We start from the raw sequence: 15,299 nt of genomic DNA on the forward strand, positions 1-15,299 counted from the left end.
GGACCCTCCCGCGCCGCCGGTGCCACCGGAGGCGCCGCTGCCGCCCGAGCCCGCACCGCCGGAGCCGGAGCCGCCGCCCACGACGGTCGGAGTCTTGGCGCCGCCCGTGCCGGTGGCGCACTGCGTCGCGCCCTTCTTGTCACAGGCGGGCGGATAAGGGGCGGTCTTGGCAAGGGTGTTGCTGCCGTCGCTGGAGAAGGTGGGGTTGTGGCAGCTCTTGATGTTGATCGACTCGACGTCGACCCCGGGGATCCTGCGCACCTGGTTGAGGCCGGCCTTCACGAGGTTGATCGGCAGCGGGGAGTAGCCGAGGTCGTCCACGTGCTGCTGCCCCTGGCAGAGGAAGTAGTACGCGAAGGCGCCGAGGGTCTTGCCCTTTTGGGTGTTGAAGTTCGACTCCAGCTTGGTCGGCAGGATCATGTAGCTGTAGCTCGACAGCGGATAGGCCCGCCGGTCCGGGTCGGTGTAGACGTCGTCGAGGATCTGCGTGAGATAGCTGGGCGAGGAGGTGTCCTCGTTGATCCGCGCCTTGAGCAGTGCCACGGCGACGTTTCTGGCGGTCGGCTCCACGTAGTACCCGGAGGCGTTGAGCACCTTGGCCACCGGGAAGCCGGTGGTGTACACGGCGTACGAGTACTCGACGTAGGTGATCGTGCCGACGTTGCCGGCCTGGGCGACATAGCCGGAGACACCGTTGGAACCGGACTGGGCGACGAAGCCGCTGCCCGCCACGAGCGGGTAGTTGGAGGTGGTCCCGCAGGGGGTGCTGCGTCCGGCCCGGCCGCAGTAGCCGTTCCACAGAGAGCCGTACCGCTTGCTCATCCAGGTCGTGAACTGCGCGGTCGTGCCCGAGCCGTCCGAGCGCACCACCGGCACGATCCGGCGGGCGGGCAGCGCCGAGGCGAGCGCCGGGTTGTCCGCCCGGATCGCCGGGTCGTTCCAGGTCTTGACGGCCCCGGTGAAGATCTTGGCGATGACGTCCCCGGACAACCGGAGGTTGGTCACCCTGCGGCCCGCGATCGTGAGGTTGTACATGAACGAGGTGCCACCGGCCACGATCGGCATGTACGCGTACTTGCGGGCCGGGGGCGGGTCGACCACACCCGAGTCCTTGATGCCGTACGGGATCTCGGACACCGCGTAGTCGACGGTCCCGTTGCGGAACTGGTTGCGGCCGTCCGAGGAGCCGGTGCCGTTGTAGTTCACCGTCATGCCGTACTGCTTGACGTTGGCCCGCCACTGGTCGAGCGCGTTCTGACTCCAGGTGGACCCGGCGCCGGAGATCGGGACGTACGTCGCCGCGGCGGCGGGCATCAGGGCGGCGTACAGCAGGGCGGCCACGAGGGCGAGGGCGGTCAGGGTCCTGGTGCGGACGCGTGCGGGGGCTGCCGGGCGTGATCCGGACATGGCGGGTTGACTCCTGGCTCCTGGGTCGTGGTCCTGGTCAGCGATGCTCTGGGCGAGTCCGGGCGGTGGCCGGTGCGGAGCGGTTGGCCATGCGCTCCGCGTCCCGGCGCGATGCCAGCACCCTGCGGTGCAGCTGGGCCCGGGTCAGCTCGCCCGGTCCGCGTCCGCCGATCAAACGGGCCAGCACGAACAGCAGCAGGACGAGGCCCATCAGCAGGGCGGCGGAGCCGAATCCCCGGGCGATGTAGGCGGGTTGGGGCGAGCGCACCAGGTCGAAGGTGGCCAGCGGCAGCGAGATCTGCGGGTCCTTGAACGGGTCGGCGTTCAGCCCGGCGTTGACTCCGGAGGTGAGCAGCACGGGCGAGGTCTCGCCGATCCCGCGCGCGGTGCCCAGGATCACCGCGGTGGTGAGGCCGGAGCGCGCGGTGGGCAGCACCACGGTCCACACCGTGCGCCACTGGCTCGCGCCCAGCGCGTACGACGCCTCGCGCAGCGAACCCGGCACCAGCCGGATGACGACGTCGGCGGCGCGGATGATGATCGGCAGCATCATCACGCTCAGCGCCAGCGCGGCGGCGAACCCGGACTTGTCGACGCCGAGGATCAGGATGACCGTGGCGTAGATGAACAGGCCGGCCACGATCGACGGCAGGGCCGTCATGGCCTCGACGATGGTCCGCACGAAACGCGCGTAGCGTCCGGGCACTTCGTTGAGGAACACCGCACAGGCGAGGCCGAGCGGAACGGTGACGGCCAGTGAGATGGTGATCTGCTCCAGCGTGCCGAGCATCGCGTGCATCACGCCGCCGTCGGTGAGCGGCTGCAGCGGGCCCGTGCGCGCCATGTCCTGGGTGAAGAAATTGAGGTGCACCAGCGCCCGGTGACCGCGCCACAGGGTGAAGCCGATGACGAAGACCAGGGCGGCCAGCACCAGGACGGCGAGGCTGTGCCAGATCACCGCGGTCACCCGGTCCCGTACGGCGACGCCCTTCTCGTCGAAGGAGACCAGCACCGCGTAGAGGGCGACGAAGAGCATGTAGCCGACCACCACGAAGCCCAGGACCGAGTCGAACGGGGCGATCCGGACGAACAGCAGGGCCGTCAGGGCGACGGAGCCCACCGCGGCACCCACCAGTGCGAGCACATCGGTGGCGTGGACGGCCGAGGTGTTGCGGCGTACCTCGCGTCCCTCGTCGGGCGTTCGGTCCACTCGCACCTGTTCCTTGTCTGCCTTGTCGAGGGGACCGCCGCTGATGGAACCGCTGTTGACGGGACCACTGTTGAGGGGACCGCTGTTGAGAAGATCGCTCATGTCAGGCCTCCGCCCCCGCGCCCGAGCGGCTGCGCGCCACGATCGAGGAGGCGATGAAGTTGACGACGAGGGTCATCAGGAAGAGGGCGAGTCCGGCGGCCATGAGGGCCGACATGCCGAACGTGCTCGCGGAGCCGTAGCGCAGGGCGATCAGCGCCGACACGGAATTGGCGCCGTTCTGCAGGATGTGCGACTGGACGGCGAAGACCGGGGAGATGATCATGTAGACGGCGATCGTCTCGCCCAGTGCCCGGCCGAGGCCGAGCATGGTGCCGCCGATCACCCCGCCGAGGCCGAAGGGCAGGACGACCGTACGGATCACGCCCCACTTCGTCGCCCCGAGCGCGAACGCTCCCTCCCGCTCACCGACCGGCGCCTGGGAGAACGCCTCACGCATGACCGAGCAGGCGATAGGCGTCACCATCAGGGCCACCACCATCCCGGCGATGAACGTGGACGAGGTGTAGACCGTCGTCGTCGCCAGCGGGTCGTGCGGGTCGGCCCCGTCGACCTTGAGGAAGGGAATCCAGCCGAAGTACGTGGAGATCCACCGGGACACCCCGACCACCTGGCCCTGGAGGAAGAAGGCCCCCCACAGCCCGTACACCACGCTCGGCACCGCGGCCATCAGGTCCACGACGCTGACCAGCGTCCGCCTCAGCCGCCGCGGCGCGTACTCCGAGATGTACAGGGCCGTGCCCAGCGCCAGCGGCACGGCGATGGCGATCGCCACGAGGCCGATGAGCACGGTGCCGGTGAGCACCGCGGCGATGCCGAAGTGGTGGGAGTCGGGTTCCCAGGCCGACGTGGTCAGGAACGAGCCCTTGGCCACACGGAGCGCCTCCGCCGCGCGGTAGCCGAGGAAGATGCCGACCAACAGCATGATCACCAGCACCACGGCACCGCTGCCGCGCGCCGCGCCACGGAAGAGGCGGTCCACCAGCTCTCCCTCGGACCGCACGGCACGCGGTACGTCCAGGATCTCCGGGTCCGCGGAATCCGGCTGTCCGAAGCCGGGGACGGCAGCGCTCACGACGCCCCTGCCCCGGCCTGGATCCGCACACGGGTCGTGGACCGAGGCGGATCGTCTCCGTCACCCGGACCCTCCGACGGCGCGGACCCCGGACCGGGCAGATGCAGACCGCGCAGCCGCGGCCGGCTGACCAGTCCGTCGCTTAACTGGGCCACCGGCACCGCGGCCAGGAACTGGTTCAGGTTGTACTGGCACTCCCGATGCCGCTGATACGCCCGCCCCGCCATGGCGACGTCCCGCCCGTCGAGTTGCACCCGCCAGGTCCAAGCGCCCGCTATGTCCGCCATGACGAGGACCGACCGCACGTCCTCGATGCGCTCCCGGAACCGCATCACCGCGGCCTGGCACGCGGGCAGGCTCTCGAACGCCCGGGCACAGCGGCCGAGTTCACGGTTGTTGGCACCGACCAGCCGCCATCCGACGGGTCTCAGTTCCGTATCCGGTCTGCTTGGTCGTGTATCCGATCTGTGCTGCGCCTGCGGACTCGCCAGCAGGTTCATTCCAAGATCTTCGGTCGGCACATACAACAAGCGCGGACGGACCATGTGGACCGACCCCCCTCCACGTCACTTTCTCGCCGCTGACCAAAAGGTCCCTCAGCGCCCCTGAGAGTCACGGTCTGTGGGGTGTCTGTGAACACGGTCCAGCGAAGGCCGAACGGAGTGAAGATGAACGGGAGGTGCTAGCGACCCAACGTGACAACGATCAAGACGCGGTCACGGAGAGCCCCGAGGGCCGTCCCGAGGGCAGTTGGGTGTGACGTTTGCCGTCGGCTCGCTTGCGGTCGTGAACGCCGGCGGGACCACGGGCAGCGGGCGCCGTCCCGTCGCCCAGCGCCGTCCCGCTGGCAGTCATATAGGCGATGACTACCGACGCGAGCGACGGGCGCCCGCTGCGAGTGTCGAGCCATGACCCGCACCACACCGCTACAGACCACCACTGGCTGGATACCGCTGGCGGTGTTGGCCACGGCCCAGTTCCTGGTCGTGCTGAGCACGTCGATCGTGAATGTCGCCCTGCCCCAGATCCGGGCCGGGCTCGACCTGTCCGACACGAGCCAGGCCTGGACGGTCAACGCCTACGTACTGGTCTTCGGCGCGCTGTTGCTGCCGGGCGGGCGCGCGGGTGATGTCTACGGTCTGCGCCGCGTGTTTCTGCTCGGCATCGGCCTGTTCGCCCTCTCCGCCCTGGGCGCGGCACTGGCGCCCACGGCGAGCGTGCTGATCGCCTGCAGGGCGGTGCAGGGAATCGGCGCCGCGCTGCTGGCGCCCACGGCGCTGGCCCTCGTGCTGACGCTCTATCCCGACGGCAACCGGCGTGGCACCGCGCTCGGCGTGTGGGGCGCGGTCTCCGGTGCCGGCGGTGCGGCGGGCGTGCTGCTGAGCGGGCTGCTCACCAGCCTGTTCGGCTGGCGTGCGGTGTTCGTCGTGATGGTGCCCCTGGCCCTGGCCGTCCTGGTGGCCACCTGGCTGCTGGTCGCAGCCGACCGACCACGCGGCGGAAGCCTGGATGTGCCGGGCACGGTGACGGTCACGGCGGGGCTGGTCGCGCTGACTTACGGCCTGTCAGGGCCTTGGCCGCTCGCCATGATCGGTCTGGCGCTGCTCGGCGTGTTCGTGGCGCTCCAGCGCCGCGCCACCGACCCGCTGCTGCCGGCGCGCATGAGCGTGGTGGCGGTGCCCAACGTGCTGATGTCCCTGCTGGGCGCGGTCTGGCTCGGCCTGTTCTACTTCCTGCCCCTCTACCAGCAACGCATCCTCGGCTACTCGCCCTTGGAGGCCGGGCTGACCCAGCTGCCCCTGGCCCTCATGATCACCCTCTCGTCGTGGGTCACCGGGAAAGTCTCCGGCCGTCCCGTGCTCCCCGTGGGCCTGCTGGTCCTCGCGGCCGGACTGGCCTGGCTGTCGCGAACCCCGGCCGACGGCACCTTCCTCGTGGACCTGCTCGGCCCCACGCTCCTCATCGGCATCGGGCTGGGGGTGGCCTTCGTCCGGCTCACCGCGATGTCCTCCACGGGCGTCCCGGCCGCCGACAACGGCCTGGCCGGCGGGCTGGTCAACGCCACCCGGCAGATCGGCGGAGCCATCGGCCTGGCCTTCCTGACGCTGCTCCCCTCCTTCGGCGCGGCCTTCGGGGCCTGCGCCGCCCTGACCCTGCTCATCTCGGCTCTCTCGACGCGAAAGGCATGACCATGCCCCTGGACAAGCCCTACATCACCGGCCACTTCACCCCTGTCTCCGACGAGATCACCGGCCGTGAACTGAAGGTGCGCGGCACCCTCCCGCCCGAGCTGAACGGCCGTTACTTCCGCAACGGGCACAATCCCAAGCCCGGCATCACTCCCAGCCACTGGTTCCGCGGCGAGGGCATGATCCACGGCGTCCGCCTCACCGGTGGCCGGGCCGAGTGGTACCGCAACCGCTGGGTGCGCACCCCCTTCCTGGACGGCGTGCCGTTCACCGGAACCGAGCTCGAAGTCAGCGCCGCCGCCACCAACATCATCTTCCACGGGGGCCGCTACCTCGCCCTGCAGGAGGCCAACCTGCCCTGGGAGGTCAGCGCCGACCTCGACACGATCGGCGTGTACGACTTCGGCGGCAAGCTCACCAGCGCGATGACCGCCCACCCCAAGGAGGACCCCCAGACCGGCGAGCTGCACTTCTTCAGCTACAGCCCCTTCCCGCCGTACCTGACCTACTACGTGGCCGACGCCACCGGCGACATTGTCACCTCGCAGGTCATCGATGGCTCCGGCCCCTCGCTCATGCACGACTTCGCCATCACCCGCGAGCACGTCGTCTTCATCAACTCGCCGGTGGTCTTCGACCACGCCGAGCACTCAGGCATCCCCTACCGCTGGCACGACGACGTCCCGCTGCGCATCGGCGTGATGCCGCGAGCCGGTGGCGACACCACTTGGTTCGAAGTCGCCGACCAGGCCGCGCTGTTGCACGTCAGCAACGCCTACACCGACGCCCAGGGCCGGATCGTCCTCGAAGCACCGCGCTTCGACCGTTCCGCCTGGGAGAACTCGTGGAAGTGGTGGGTCGGCGCCCCCGGCTACGGCACCAGCCCCGACGCCGGCTCGACCTTCCACCGGTGGATCATGGACCCGGCCACCGGCAAGGTCGCCACCGAGTCCCTGAACGACCTGGCCACCGAATTCCCGTCGATCAACGACGCCCACACCGGCTCGGTCTACCGCTACAGCTACGCCATCGCCTTCCCCGGCGCGGGTCTGTCCGGCTACCACACTGTCAAGTTCGACACTCAGACCGGCCAGGAGACACTGCTCGCGCACGGCGAGGGCCGAATGCCCGGCGAGGCCGTCTTCGCGCCCGCCGCGGGCGGGACCGCCGAGGACGACGGCTACCTCCTCACCATCGTCAGCGACCTCAAGGCCGACGCCTCGGAGCTGCTCGTCCTGGACGCGAGCGACCTGAGCACCGTGGCCGCCGTCGAACTCCCCCGCAGGGTCCCGGCCGGCATCCACGGCCACTGGATCCCCGACACCGAACAGCCGGCCTGACCCACCAAAGCCGCCCGGGCCGCTGATTCCCCCTCAGCGGCCCGGGCACCCAACGCGGCCGGCATTCACGGCCACGGGAACCCGCACTCCGAACCGCCCGCCGCGCCCCAACTGCCCGGGCCGCCGTTTCCCCCACGGCGGCCCGGGCCCACGACTCCGAGGAACCGCCATGACCTACCCCACGACCATCGACGAGAGCGCTCCCGTCGTCGCCGACCACACCATCCGGATCGCCGCCCCTCTTGAGCGGGTCTGGCAGTTGCACACCGGGATCGGCTTCTGGCCCGGTTGGCAGCCCGCCATCACCGAGGCCCGGCTCGACGGCCCCGTCGCCCCCGGTACCACCTTCCACTGGGTGACCGCGGGCCTGTCCATCGACTCCACCATCTACGCGGTCGACGCTCCGCACCGCATCCTGTGGGGCGGACCCGCGCACGGCATCACCGGCGTCCACGAGTGGACCTTCACCGAGGACTGCGACAGCGTTGTGCTCCGTACCCGGGAATCCTGGGCGGGCGCGCCGGTCGACACCGACCGGGACAACCTCGCCGCCGCGCTGAACGACTCGCTCAGCGCCTGGCTCGACGCCCTGAAGAAGGAGGCGGAGCAGGGGCCGAACCACTCCTCCTCACCCATCTGATGCCGGCCTTCGTGCCGACGATCGCCGACAGGCGCATGCGACCTGCGAGGCGTTCGCGCCCGCACCCCGGTGGGTGGCCGACTCCTTTGAGCGGCCACCTTGTGCGCGTTTGAGCGGCCGCCTCGTGCGCGACAGGTTCCTCCTTTCTGGACGCGGCGCGCCGCCTTTGGGCGTCAGCGGTAACCGGTGATCGGCCGGCGGTCGTAGCACACGGAGTCCGGGGCCGCGCTCGCGCCCTGTCGGCCCCTGATGTCCACGCGCGCGCCGAGCTTGATGGCGTCGTAGACCCGCTTCCCGTCTTTGCGTGAGAGAGCGATGGCGCCGTGGACGCTGGCCGTGGCCGAGATGTCGATCTCGGGGGGATTGAGCGCGAAGAACAGGAGTCGCTCGTGGTCACTGCGGTCCGTGAACGTGACGGCCCACCGCCTGTCGTCCGTGTACTCGTCGAACTTGCCGCCCTTGGCGGGGGGCATGGTCAGGGTGGCGTACTTGGCGCTGACGGTGACCGTCGTCTCGCCGATCGGGCACGTTGCCCGCGGTGTGCCGATGGCGAACTTCCTGCCTTCGATGGTCAGTGAGTGGGCGTCCAGGTCGACCGTGACCCGCTGGACCGGCGCCGGGGACGGGTGGGGCACGGACGTCGCAGGGGATGCGGTCGGCTTGCTGGGGGAAGCGATCGCACCGGAGGTGACGGCGATGAGGGCCGCTGCCGCCAGCGCGGAGGTGGAGAGCAGAGCGCGTCGGCCGCGGCGGCGGCGGCGCGCCTGGCTCCTCACCTGTGCGCCCGTGGCCGGGGCCGGGGCCGCGCTGTGTGCGGCCAGGCCGATCAGCCGAGCGGACAGTTCCGTCTCTGTCAGAAGTCGCGGTGGCGGCTGGTCAGACACAGGCTTCCTCCGTCGGGTGGGTTTCCTCGCTCGCCAGGTGAGCGGCCAGTGCGGTACGGCCGCGTGACAGTCGTGCCTTGACGGTGCCGACGGCCGCGCCGGTCTCGGCGGCTATCTGCTCCACGCTCAGATCGCACAGGTGATGCAGCACTATCGCGGTCCGCTGGGCTTCGGGCAGGCACCGCAGAGCGGTGACCAGCGCCACGTGGTCGGGGCTCGGTTCGGGCACAGACCGAGGTGCGGACTCGCCCCTCACCAGCTCCCACCAGTGGCGCGCCCGCCGCCAGCGGCTCATCGCCAGACGGTGTGCCACCGTACGGATCCATGCCTCGGGAGCCCGGTCACCGTTCAGGACGGACGAACGCCGGTCCCAGGCGCGTACGAACGCCTCCTGGACCACGTCCTGGGATTCGGCGTAGTCGCCCGTCAGGGCATAGAGCTGGCCGACCAGACGCGGGTAGGCGGCCGCGTAGAAGAGGTCGAACTCGTCCTCGGTCACCGTGTCGTGCTCTCTCTCACGGCGTGGGACGCGCCGCGTACGGTCGGTGCGGTGGGGGTCATGCGGTCTTGGTCTCCCCGGCGGCGCTCTGCTCGATCCACTGCTTCCAGGTCAGGTTCCAGTCGCCGTAGCCGTTGCCGGTGGCGACGGGGTCCTTGTTCGACCCGGTGACCTTGATGACGTCACCGACGATGACCTGGTCGTAGAAACGCTTGGCGGTGCCGTCGGTGGCGAGGCCGACACAGCCGTGGGTGACGTTACTGTGTCCGGCCGCCGTGTCCGCGTGCGGGTTCTGGTGCACGTAGGTCCCCGACGTCGTCAGGTGCACGGCCCAGTAGTAGTCGCCGTTGTAGGCGTCGCCCAGGCCGACGGTACGGGAGTCCATGCGCACCTTCGACGCCTTGTCCATGACGACCATCGTCCCGTTCCAGGTGTCCGTCCCCGGCGCCCCGGTGGTCACCGGGATGCTCTTCGTCGTCCCGCCGGTGCGGACGGTCATCGTGTGCGTCTTCGCGTCGACCGTGGCGACCAGCGACCTGCCGATGGTGAACTGGCGCACGCCGTGCGAGCCGACGCGGAGGGTGACCTTGGTGCCGGGCTGCCAGTAGGCGGAGTTGGGGCGGAAGTCGACACGCTGCCCGTCCAGGAGGTTGCGGTCCTTCACCCAGCTCCACGCGCCGCTCGTGCCGGACGAGGTCTGCACGCGCAGCCAGCTCTCCACGGCCTTGCGATCGGCGGCGGAAACCGGCCGGGGGAAGGTGACCGATATCGGCATGCCCACACCGACCGTCTGCCGGTCGGATATGTTCACCCGCGCCTGCGCGAGCTCGGCAGGCTCCGGCATGGACGGAGCCGGACGCTCGGACTTCTTGTCCGTGCCATCGCCGTTTCGGCCCTTGGCTTTCGCCCCCGCCGCGGCTGAGGCCCGGCCATCCGGTGCGTCGGCGGCCGCCCGTACGCCCAAACCCCCGTCCGCCGAGCAGCCGACGGCCGAGAGCAGAGCGGTGCAGGCCGCGACAGCGGCACCGACACGGCCGGCGGTCCGACCGGCCGAACGGTCCAAGTACATGAAATCCCCCTGGTTAGGTGCGGTTATCGCCTCCTATACGCATGGGCTCGGGGCGAGGTTGCATCGGAACCGAACGATTCTTCGGGAACAAAAGCCTCCCCGGCGCCCAAGTGGAACCAAATGATCCACGAAGACGTTCTTCACCTTTGAGATCCTGGCCGGACGAGAGGATGACCTTGGACACCGCACGAAACCCCATGTCCCGGCGCTGGGTGCTCACTTGGGGAGCCGGCGCGGCACTGGCTACTACCCTGCCTGCGAGCGGAAGCGCCTACGCATCGACGCCGGATGGCAACAGTGAGACCGTGCGCCGGCTGAAGGATCTTGAGCAGCGGCATTCGGCCCGACTGGGTGTCTACGCCCGCAACACCGCCACCGGCCGGATGGTGCAGTACCGCGCACACGAACGTTTCCCCATGTGCTCGGTCTTCAAGACGCTGGCCGTCGCAGCCGTTCTGCGCGACCTCGACCGCAACGGGGAGTTCCTGGCCAGGCGCATCCGATACACCGACGCGGACGTCACGGACTCGGGCTACGCACCGATCACCGGCAAGCCGGAGAACCTCGCCGACGGCATGACCGTGGCCGACCTCTGCGCCGCGGCAATCCGCTACAGCGACAATGCCGCGGCGAATCTCCTGCTCCGGGAACTGGGAGGACCGACCGCGATCACCCGGTTCAGCCGCTCGATCGGGGACAGGACCACGCGGCTCAACCGGTGGGAGCCCGATCTGAACTCCGCCGAACCCTGGCGCGTGACGGATACGACCACCCCGAGCGCCATCGGGCACACCTACGCGCGCCTGGCGCTCGGCACCGTACTCGTCCCCGAGGACCGCGAGCGGCTCACCGACTGGCTGCTGGCCAACACCACGGGCGGGGAGAAACTGCGAGCCGGCCTGCCCGCCGACTGGACCGTCGCGGACAAAACGGGAAGCGGCAAGTACGGGACCAGCCACGACGTGGGCATCACCTGGCCCCCTGGACACGCCCCCATCGTCATGACGGTCCTCACCACAAAACACCAGCCCGACGCCGCACCCGACAGCCCCCTGATTGCCGAGACCGCCGCACTACTGGCCAGAGCGCTCACCTGACCACCCGTCGCCGACCGGGGGCGGGCCTGTCCACCGCCTCGTGCTCCGGGATACGGGTAGCGTCGGCGCGTATGGACGTTGAACTGATAGAAGGTGCGCCTGAGTTCGGGCGCCTGATCGCCCAGGTCGAGGAGACCGGCGAGCGCGTCCGGCTCACCGCGGACGGCGAGCCGACGGGAGTGCTGTTGCCGGCGGCCGAACTGGCGGCACTGGAGTACTGGGCCGCACGTCACCACAAGGGCGCGCGGCCGCAGGAGGAGCCGGCGGACGAGTACCCGCCGGGGCCGACGGCGTTCGGACCCTACATCGGCTACCGCCACCCGCACGGCGGGATGACGCTCACTCGGGGCCGGGTTGTCGTGGCCGAGCTGCGTGACGCCGATACGGTGGCGTGGCTGGAAAAGCAGGCGATGTACGGGCGACAGGGGTACATGGGGCCGAAGCGCTTGGCGGCGTTCGCCGAGTTCCTCGCCCGCTAGACGCCGGTCGGCGACGAGCACTGAGCAACGTAGCCGCGGACCTTGCGGCGCATGTTCATGGAGCGGGTAGCGTCAGGGCCCATGAGCACCGATTTGCCGACCCTGTACGGACGGCGGGGCGTCGTTCTGCGGCCCGCCGAGGAGCGGGACGTCGCGGCGCTGGCAGCGATCCGGGCCATGCCGGAGGTACGCCGGTGGTGGCGGGGCGGCCCCGACCTGGCCGCCGAGGTGACCGCGGACCTCGCCGACGCGGACACCCAGGTCTTTGCAGTGGAGTACGAGGGTCGGGTGGTCGGGCAGATCCAGTGGTACGCCGAACAGGACCCGGAATACCGGCACGCGGGCATCGACGTCTACCTCGACCCGGCCGTGCACGGGCGGGGCCTCGGGACGGACGCCGTCCGCACCCTGGCCCACCACCTGATCGAGGACCACGGCCACCACCGCCTCGTCATCGACCCGGCGGCCGACAACACGTCGGCCATCGCCTGCTACCGCCGGGTGGGGTTCCGGACGGTCGGCGTCATGCGGGCCTACGAGCGTGGCACGGACGGGAGTTGGCACGACGGCCTGTTGATGGACCTGCTCGCCGCCGACCTCACCTGACACCGCATCCACACCGGTCCTCATTTCGCACGGCCCCTCGCCCAGCGAGCTGGTACTCCCCCGGAGGACGAGGATGTGCGGCGCCCCGCCGCCGGATGTCCGGGGCGGGGCGCTGTCGGGGCCGTGAGGCCGGGCGCGAGGCTATGCGGCCTTCAGGCGGCCAAAGGGCACGTCAGGCTGAGGCGCAGATGGCGTAGACGCTGATGCCGACGCTGCTGTAGCCGTCCTGCCGACCAAGCGCGATCCAACCGGCGCCGTCGGGGGTGGGGAAGGTACCCACCAGAACCGCGCCGTTGCCCTGGGCTTCCGCGCCGCCGCCGATGGCTCGCTTGCCCGACGGGCAGTAGACGGTCCGCCGCTGGAAGTTCGGGACGTTCGCGTTGGGAAGCGTGACGATCTGGTAGCCCGCGACGGCCGCGCGGGCCTGTGCGGGCTTGTGAGCGGGAACGTGCTCGGCGGACGCCTGGGCGGCCCAGCCTGCTCCGGCAGCAAGGGTGAGTGCCAGTGCTCCGGCGGTGAGGGCCGTCATTGCTCGCATGTGTTTCCTCCTGCTGAGGCGGGACGCCTTGTGTCCCGTCGCTGAACGCAACGGTGCCGTAAGCCATCGCCGCAGGTAGGGGCACCAGTGGTCAAACTCCCTGATCGTGGGAGGCAGGAGCGCGGTGCACGAGGGAGCGCAGAACACGGCGCGGATCCACTGACAGCCGGGTCTACGTCCCCCACCGCAGCCATCCCATGCTGTCGCGCCGACCAAGCCGAAGCCCTGCCAAGGCCGGTGCCCAGCCCGCGACTTGAGCCGGGCCATTTCAACATGGGCGACGCTGTCGGCCGCACGGTCGCAGCGAATGGCGGCTACCGGGACGTCGGCACCTGGTCATCCCCCACCAACATCACCAGGTCATGGAGTGGAGCGCCTCAAAGATCACTCACGGGACAGGTCTATCCTGAGCGGCTGCACGAAGGTAAATCCCGGACAATAATTCCGTCCACATTTTGGACCCGACATGGCCACGAATGGGCCGACACGGGATGCCTCGGCCCATTCCAACCCGGCCACTTACCGATCTATTACGCTTTCACTACCTATGCAGTCCCTCCTGGATTCTTCACCCAAGTTGGAGGACTAGCATGGTCATTGCACGAAGCGCCCCGTACGATCACAGCTTTTGACGGGTCGTCCTTCTCTTCGATGGAGGCCGCCATGTACGTGCATGCACGCGCATTCGTTGCAGGAGCGATGTCCGCCACGCTTCTCTCCTTCGGCGCGGGTGCGGCAATGGCTGCAACACCCCCGTCGCATCCTGCCTCGATCACGGTCAAGGCAAGCCCCACTACCGTGAAGGCCGGGAACACGGTCCGGTTCGCTGGTCGCACTTCTGGAATTCGGTCCGGAGCATCGGTGATGCTGCAGATGGACAAGAACGGAAAGTGGATTCCCCTTCACGTCAACTCCAAGGTGAAGAAGGGCAACGCGTACGCCCTTGCTACCCGAGTACACATGAAAGGAACTCAGCAATTCCGTGTCGCCTCGGGTAAGACTCACTCTTCGACCGTCAACGTGACAGTGCAGTAGACCACTTCCTCACCGAGGACAGGAGAGCCCTCGGTGCACGGCCGCCCCGCGTCAGGCAAGATTCCTCACGTCGGGGCGGCCGCCGCCGCGTCTCACCAGAGCACGATCCATGCACCGAGATCACGAAAAACTCACGCTCCCCAGGGCCAGGCCAGAGGCATTCGTCGGCGCCATCGCACGACGGCGGCAAGCCGACCGGAATCACCGCCGAGCAATGAGCTGCCGCCATTCGTTGGACGCTCGGCAGAGCGCAACTCCTTCAGTAATACAAGATGGTTAGTACGGGCGGCACGACCAGCGTGCACGACGAGGGCAGACACTCGACGAGAAGATCCACCTTCTCTGACGTTTCGTGATTTACACTTTGGCCCGTCACAGAGCGTGAGGGATATTGTGAAAAGCGTAAACGAAATTCTGCGCAAAACGCGCCGCCCCCTTGTTCTCCGCGCCGCCTTGATCACCGCGCTCGTCGCGCAGTCGGTCGCGCTCGTCGCCCAGGACTCGGAGATCGATGATCTGCGAGTACAGCACATCGACCTCCAGGGTCACCAAATCGAAGTTGGCCCATCCGGCCCACCCGGCCCTGTCGGCCCGTCCGGTCCCGTAGGCCCGGCCGGAAAGGACGGAAAGGACGGCACGGACGGGCAAGACGGAACGAACGGTATCGACGGGAGGCAAGGGAAAGACGGCAAGGACGGCAAGGACGGCACAAACGGGAAAGACGCCGTCGCTCCTCCAGCACCGGCCGAGACCAAGAGCAACGGTTGAGCCCAGGGCCACAATGCAAACGTCGAGGACGAGGCCCCCTCGGGCCGTTCCAGCGTCATGCCGGTACGTTCCACCAGCGTATGACCGGACGCGGGGATTCGCGGTCGCAGAGGGCCCTACCCGACGAATCGCGGCACCCACACGGGTGCCCCCCGGACCGGTGACCGGGCGCGCATGCCGCGCATCGGGAACGGGTCCGCTAACTCCTCATCACGAACTCCCGGCCGGAGGGGCATGGTTGTCTTGCCGGCCGGTCAATTGGGCACCGGAGGTCTGCGGCGGTTCGCCGGAGCCGATGGCGCGCCGACATGGGACCCCGCGGGGCACAGACTCACGGCCTCGCGTGGAACTTGAGCACTCAGCCCCCAAAGCCTCCGATCTCAAGGGCGCGTTGACGGGGCGA

Annotated in this window: 16 protein-coding genes; 7 read left to right on the forward strand and 9 right to left on the reverse strand. The window is 69.1% G+C overall.

What is annotated here, in order from left to right; all coding sequences use genetic code 11:
- The 4 genes from pstS to IPZ69_RS14150 form a co-directional block, all read right to left on the reverse strand.
- Nucleotides 1-1,407: phosphate ABC transporter substrate-binding protein PstS (gene pstS / locus IPZ69_RS14135; RefSeq protein WP_235454462.1), on the reverse strand; the 1,407-nt coding region annotated here is incomplete at its 3' end.
- A gap of 37 nt (nt 1,408-1,444) precedes the next feature.
- Complete coding sequence (gene pstA, locus IPZ69_RS14140; protein ID WP_235454463.1) at nt 1,445-2,719, reverse strand: phosphate ABC transporter permease PstA; 1,275 nt, start codon at nt 2,717-2,719, stop codon at nt 1,445-1,447.
- 1 nt (nt 2,720) lies between these two features.
- On the reverse strand, nt 2,721-3,752 hold the full coding sequence (gene pstC, locus IPZ69_RS14145; protein WP_235454464.1) for a phosphate ABC transporter permease subunit PstC: 1,032 nt from the start codon (nt 3,750-3,752) through the stop codon (nt 2,721-2,723).
- Nucleotides 3,749-4,084: a hypothetical protein gene (locus IPZ69_RS14150; RefSeq protein ID WP_235454465.1), complete on the reverse strand. Its 336-nt coding sequence runs from the start codon at nt 4,082-4,084 to the stop codon at nt 3,749-3,751. The genes pstC and IPZ69_RS14150 overlap by 4 nt, the downstream gene beginning before the upstream one ends.
- Nucleotides 4,085-4,660: 576 nt before the next feature.
- On the opposite strand from IPZ69_RS14150, the gene IPZ69_RS14155 reads away from it, so the two are divergent.
- The 3 genes from IPZ69_RS14155 (at nt 4,661) to IPZ69_RS14165 (ending at nt 7,921) form a co-directional block, all read left to right on the forward strand.
- Complete coding sequence (locus IPZ69_RS14155; RefSeq protein WP_235454466.1) at nt 4,661-5,941, forward strand: MFS transporter; 1,281 nt, start codon at nt 4,661-4,663, stop codon at nt 5,939-5,941.
- On the forward strand, nt 5,938-7,281 hold the full coding sequence (locus IPZ69_RS14160) for a carotenoid oxygenase family protein (protein ID WP_308407459.1): 1,344 nt from the start codon (nt 5,938-5,940) through the stop codon (nt 7,279-7,281). Before IPZ69_RS14155 ends, IPZ69_RS14160 begins: the two co-directional genes overlap by 4 nt.
- Nucleotides 7,282-7,450: 169 nt before the next feature.
- The gene (locus IPZ69_RS14165) at nt 7,451-7,921 is read left to right on the forward strand and encodes an SRPBCC family protein (RefSeq protein WP_235454467.1); all 471 of its coding nucleotides are present in this window, start codon (nt 7,451-7,453) and stop codon (nt 7,919-7,921) included.
- A 173-nt stretch (nt 7,922-8,094) separates the two neighbouring features.
- Here the strand turns inward: IPZ69_RS14165 and IPZ69_RS14170 are convergent, their stop codons facing one another.
- From IPZ69_RS14170 to IPZ69_RS14180, 3 genes are read right to left on the reverse strand one after another with little or no spacing between them, the layout of a single operon-like run.
- Nucleotides 8,095-8,805: a L,D-transpeptidase gene (locus tag IPZ69_RS14170; RefSeq protein WP_235454468.1), complete on the reverse strand. Its 711-nt coding sequence runs from the start codon at nt 8,803-8,805 to the stop codon at nt 8,095-8,097.
- On the reverse strand, nt 8,798-9,304 hold the full coding sequence (locus tag IPZ69_RS14175; protein ID WP_235454469.1) for a SigE family RNA polymerase sigma factor: 507 nt from the start codon (nt 9,302-9,304) through the stop codon (nt 8,798-8,800). The genes IPZ69_RS14170 and IPZ69_RS14175 overlap by 8 nt, the downstream gene beginning before the upstream one ends.
- Nucleotides 9,305-9,362: 58 nt before the next feature.
- A complete protein-coding gene (locus IPZ69_RS14180) occupies nt 9,363-10,148 on the reverse strand; it encodes a L,D-transpeptidase (protein ID WP_235454470.1) in 786 nt (261 codons plus the stop codon).
- Between the two features lie 395 nt (nt 10,149-10,543).
- Here IPZ69_RS14180 and bla point away from each other — a divergent pair, with 395 nt between their 5' ends.
- The 3 genes from bla (at nt 10,544) to IPZ69_RS14195 (ending at nt 12,555) form a co-directional block, all read left to right on the forward strand.
- Nucleotides 10,544-11,470 carry a class A beta-lactamase gene (gene bla / locus IPZ69_RS14185; RefSeq protein ID WP_235454471.1) on the forward strand — a complete coding sequence of 309 codons (927 nt, stop codon included), beginning with the start codon at nt 10,544-10,546 and terminating at the stop codon, nt 11,468-11,470.
- Nucleotides 11,471-11,541: 71 nt separating this feature from the next.
- Nucleotides 11,542-11,949 (forward strand): type II toxin-antitoxin system prevent-host-death family antitoxin, encoded by a 408-nt coding sequence (locus IPZ69_RS14190; protein WP_235454472.1) that lies wholly within the window; start codon nt 11,542-11,544, stop codon nt 11,947-11,949.
- An 81-nt stretch (nt 11,950-12,030) separates the two neighbouring features.
- Nucleotides 12,031-12,555, forward strand: coding sequence for a GNAT family N-acetyltransferase (locus IPZ69_RS14195; protein ID WP_235454473.1), 525 nt, complete (start codon nt 12,031-12,033; stop codon nt 12,553-12,555).
- A 172-nt stretch (nt 12,556-12,727) separates the two neighbouring features.
- On the opposite strand, the gene IPZ69_RS14200 is transcribed toward IPZ69_RS14195, so the two are convergent.
- Nucleotides 12,728-13,093 carry a hypothetical protein gene (locus IPZ69_RS14200; RefSeq protein WP_235454474.1) on the reverse strand — a complete coding sequence of 122 codons (366 nt, stop codon included), beginning with the start codon at nt 13,091-13,093 and terminating at the stop codon, nt 12,728-12,730.
- 663 nt (nt 13,094-13,756) lie between these two features.
- On the opposite strand from IPZ69_RS14200, the gene IPZ69_RS14205 reads away from it, so the two are divergent.
- Nucleotides 13,757-14,128 (forward strand): hypothetical protein, encoded by a 372-nt coding sequence (locus IPZ69_RS14205; RefSeq protein ID WP_235454475.1) that lies wholly within the window; start codon nt 13,757-13,759, stop codon nt 14,126-14,128.
- A gap of 372 nt (nt 14,129-14,500) precedes the next feature.
- On the opposite strand, the gene IPZ69_RS14210 is transcribed toward IPZ69_RS14205, so the two are convergent.
- Nucleotides 14,501-14,677: a hypothetical protein gene (locus IPZ69_RS14210; protein WP_235454476.1), complete on the reverse strand. Its 177-nt coding sequence runs from the start codon at nt 14,675-14,677 to the stop codon at nt 14,501-14,503.
- Nucleotides 14,678-15,299: the final 622 nt, after the last annotated feature.

The sequence above is a fragment of the Streptomyces olivochromogenes genome, from assembly GCF_021538895.1.
Taxonomy (GTDB): Bacteria; Actinomycetota; Actinomycetes; order Streptomycetales; family Streptomycetaceae; genus Streptomyces; species Streptomyces olivochromogenes_A.

Coding starts and splice junctions, on each gene's coding strand:
- pstA (WP_235454463.1), bottom strand. CDS start 2,719: ATGAGCGATCTTCTCAACAGCGGTCCCCTCAACAGTGGTCCCGTCAAC.
- IPZ69_RS14150 (WP_235454465.1), bottom strand. CDS start 4,084: ATGCGGTTCCGGGAGCGCATCGAGGACGTGCGGTCGGTCCTCGTCATG.
- IPZ69_RS14155 (WP_235454466.1), top strand. CDS start 4,661: ATGACCCGCACCACACCGCTACAGACCACCACTGGCTGGATACCGCTG.
- IPZ69_RS14160 (WP_308407459.1), top strand. CDS start 5,938: ATGACCATGCCCCTGGACAAGCCCTACATCACCGGCCACTTCACCCCT.
- IPZ69_RS14165 (WP_235454467.1), top strand. CDS start 7,451: ATGACCTACCCCACGACCATCGACGAGAGCGCTCCCGTCGTCGCCGAC.
- IPZ69_RS14180 (WP_235454470.1), bottom strand. CDS start 10,148: ATGCCGGAGCCTGCCGAGCTCGCGCAGGCGCGGGTGAACATATCCGAC.
- bla (WP_235454471.1), top strand. CDS start 10,544: ATGACCTTGGACACCGCACGAAACCCCATGTCCCGGCGCTGGGTGCTC.
- IPZ69_RS14190 (WP_235454472.1), top strand. CDS start 11,542: ATGGACGTTGAACTGATAGAAGGTGCGCCTGAGTTCGGGCGCCTGATC.
- IPZ69_RS14195 (WP_235454473.1), top strand. CDS start 12,031: ATGAGCACCGATTTGCCGACCCTGTACGGACGGCGGGGCGTCGTTCTG.
- IPZ69_RS14200 (WP_235454474.1), bottom strand. CDS start 13,093: ATGCGAGCAATGACGGCCCTCACCGCCGGAGCACTGGCACTCACCCTT.
- IPZ69_RS14205 (WP_235454475.1), top strand. CDS start 13,757: ATGTACGTGCATGCACGCGCATTCGTTGCAGGAGCGATGTCCGCCACG.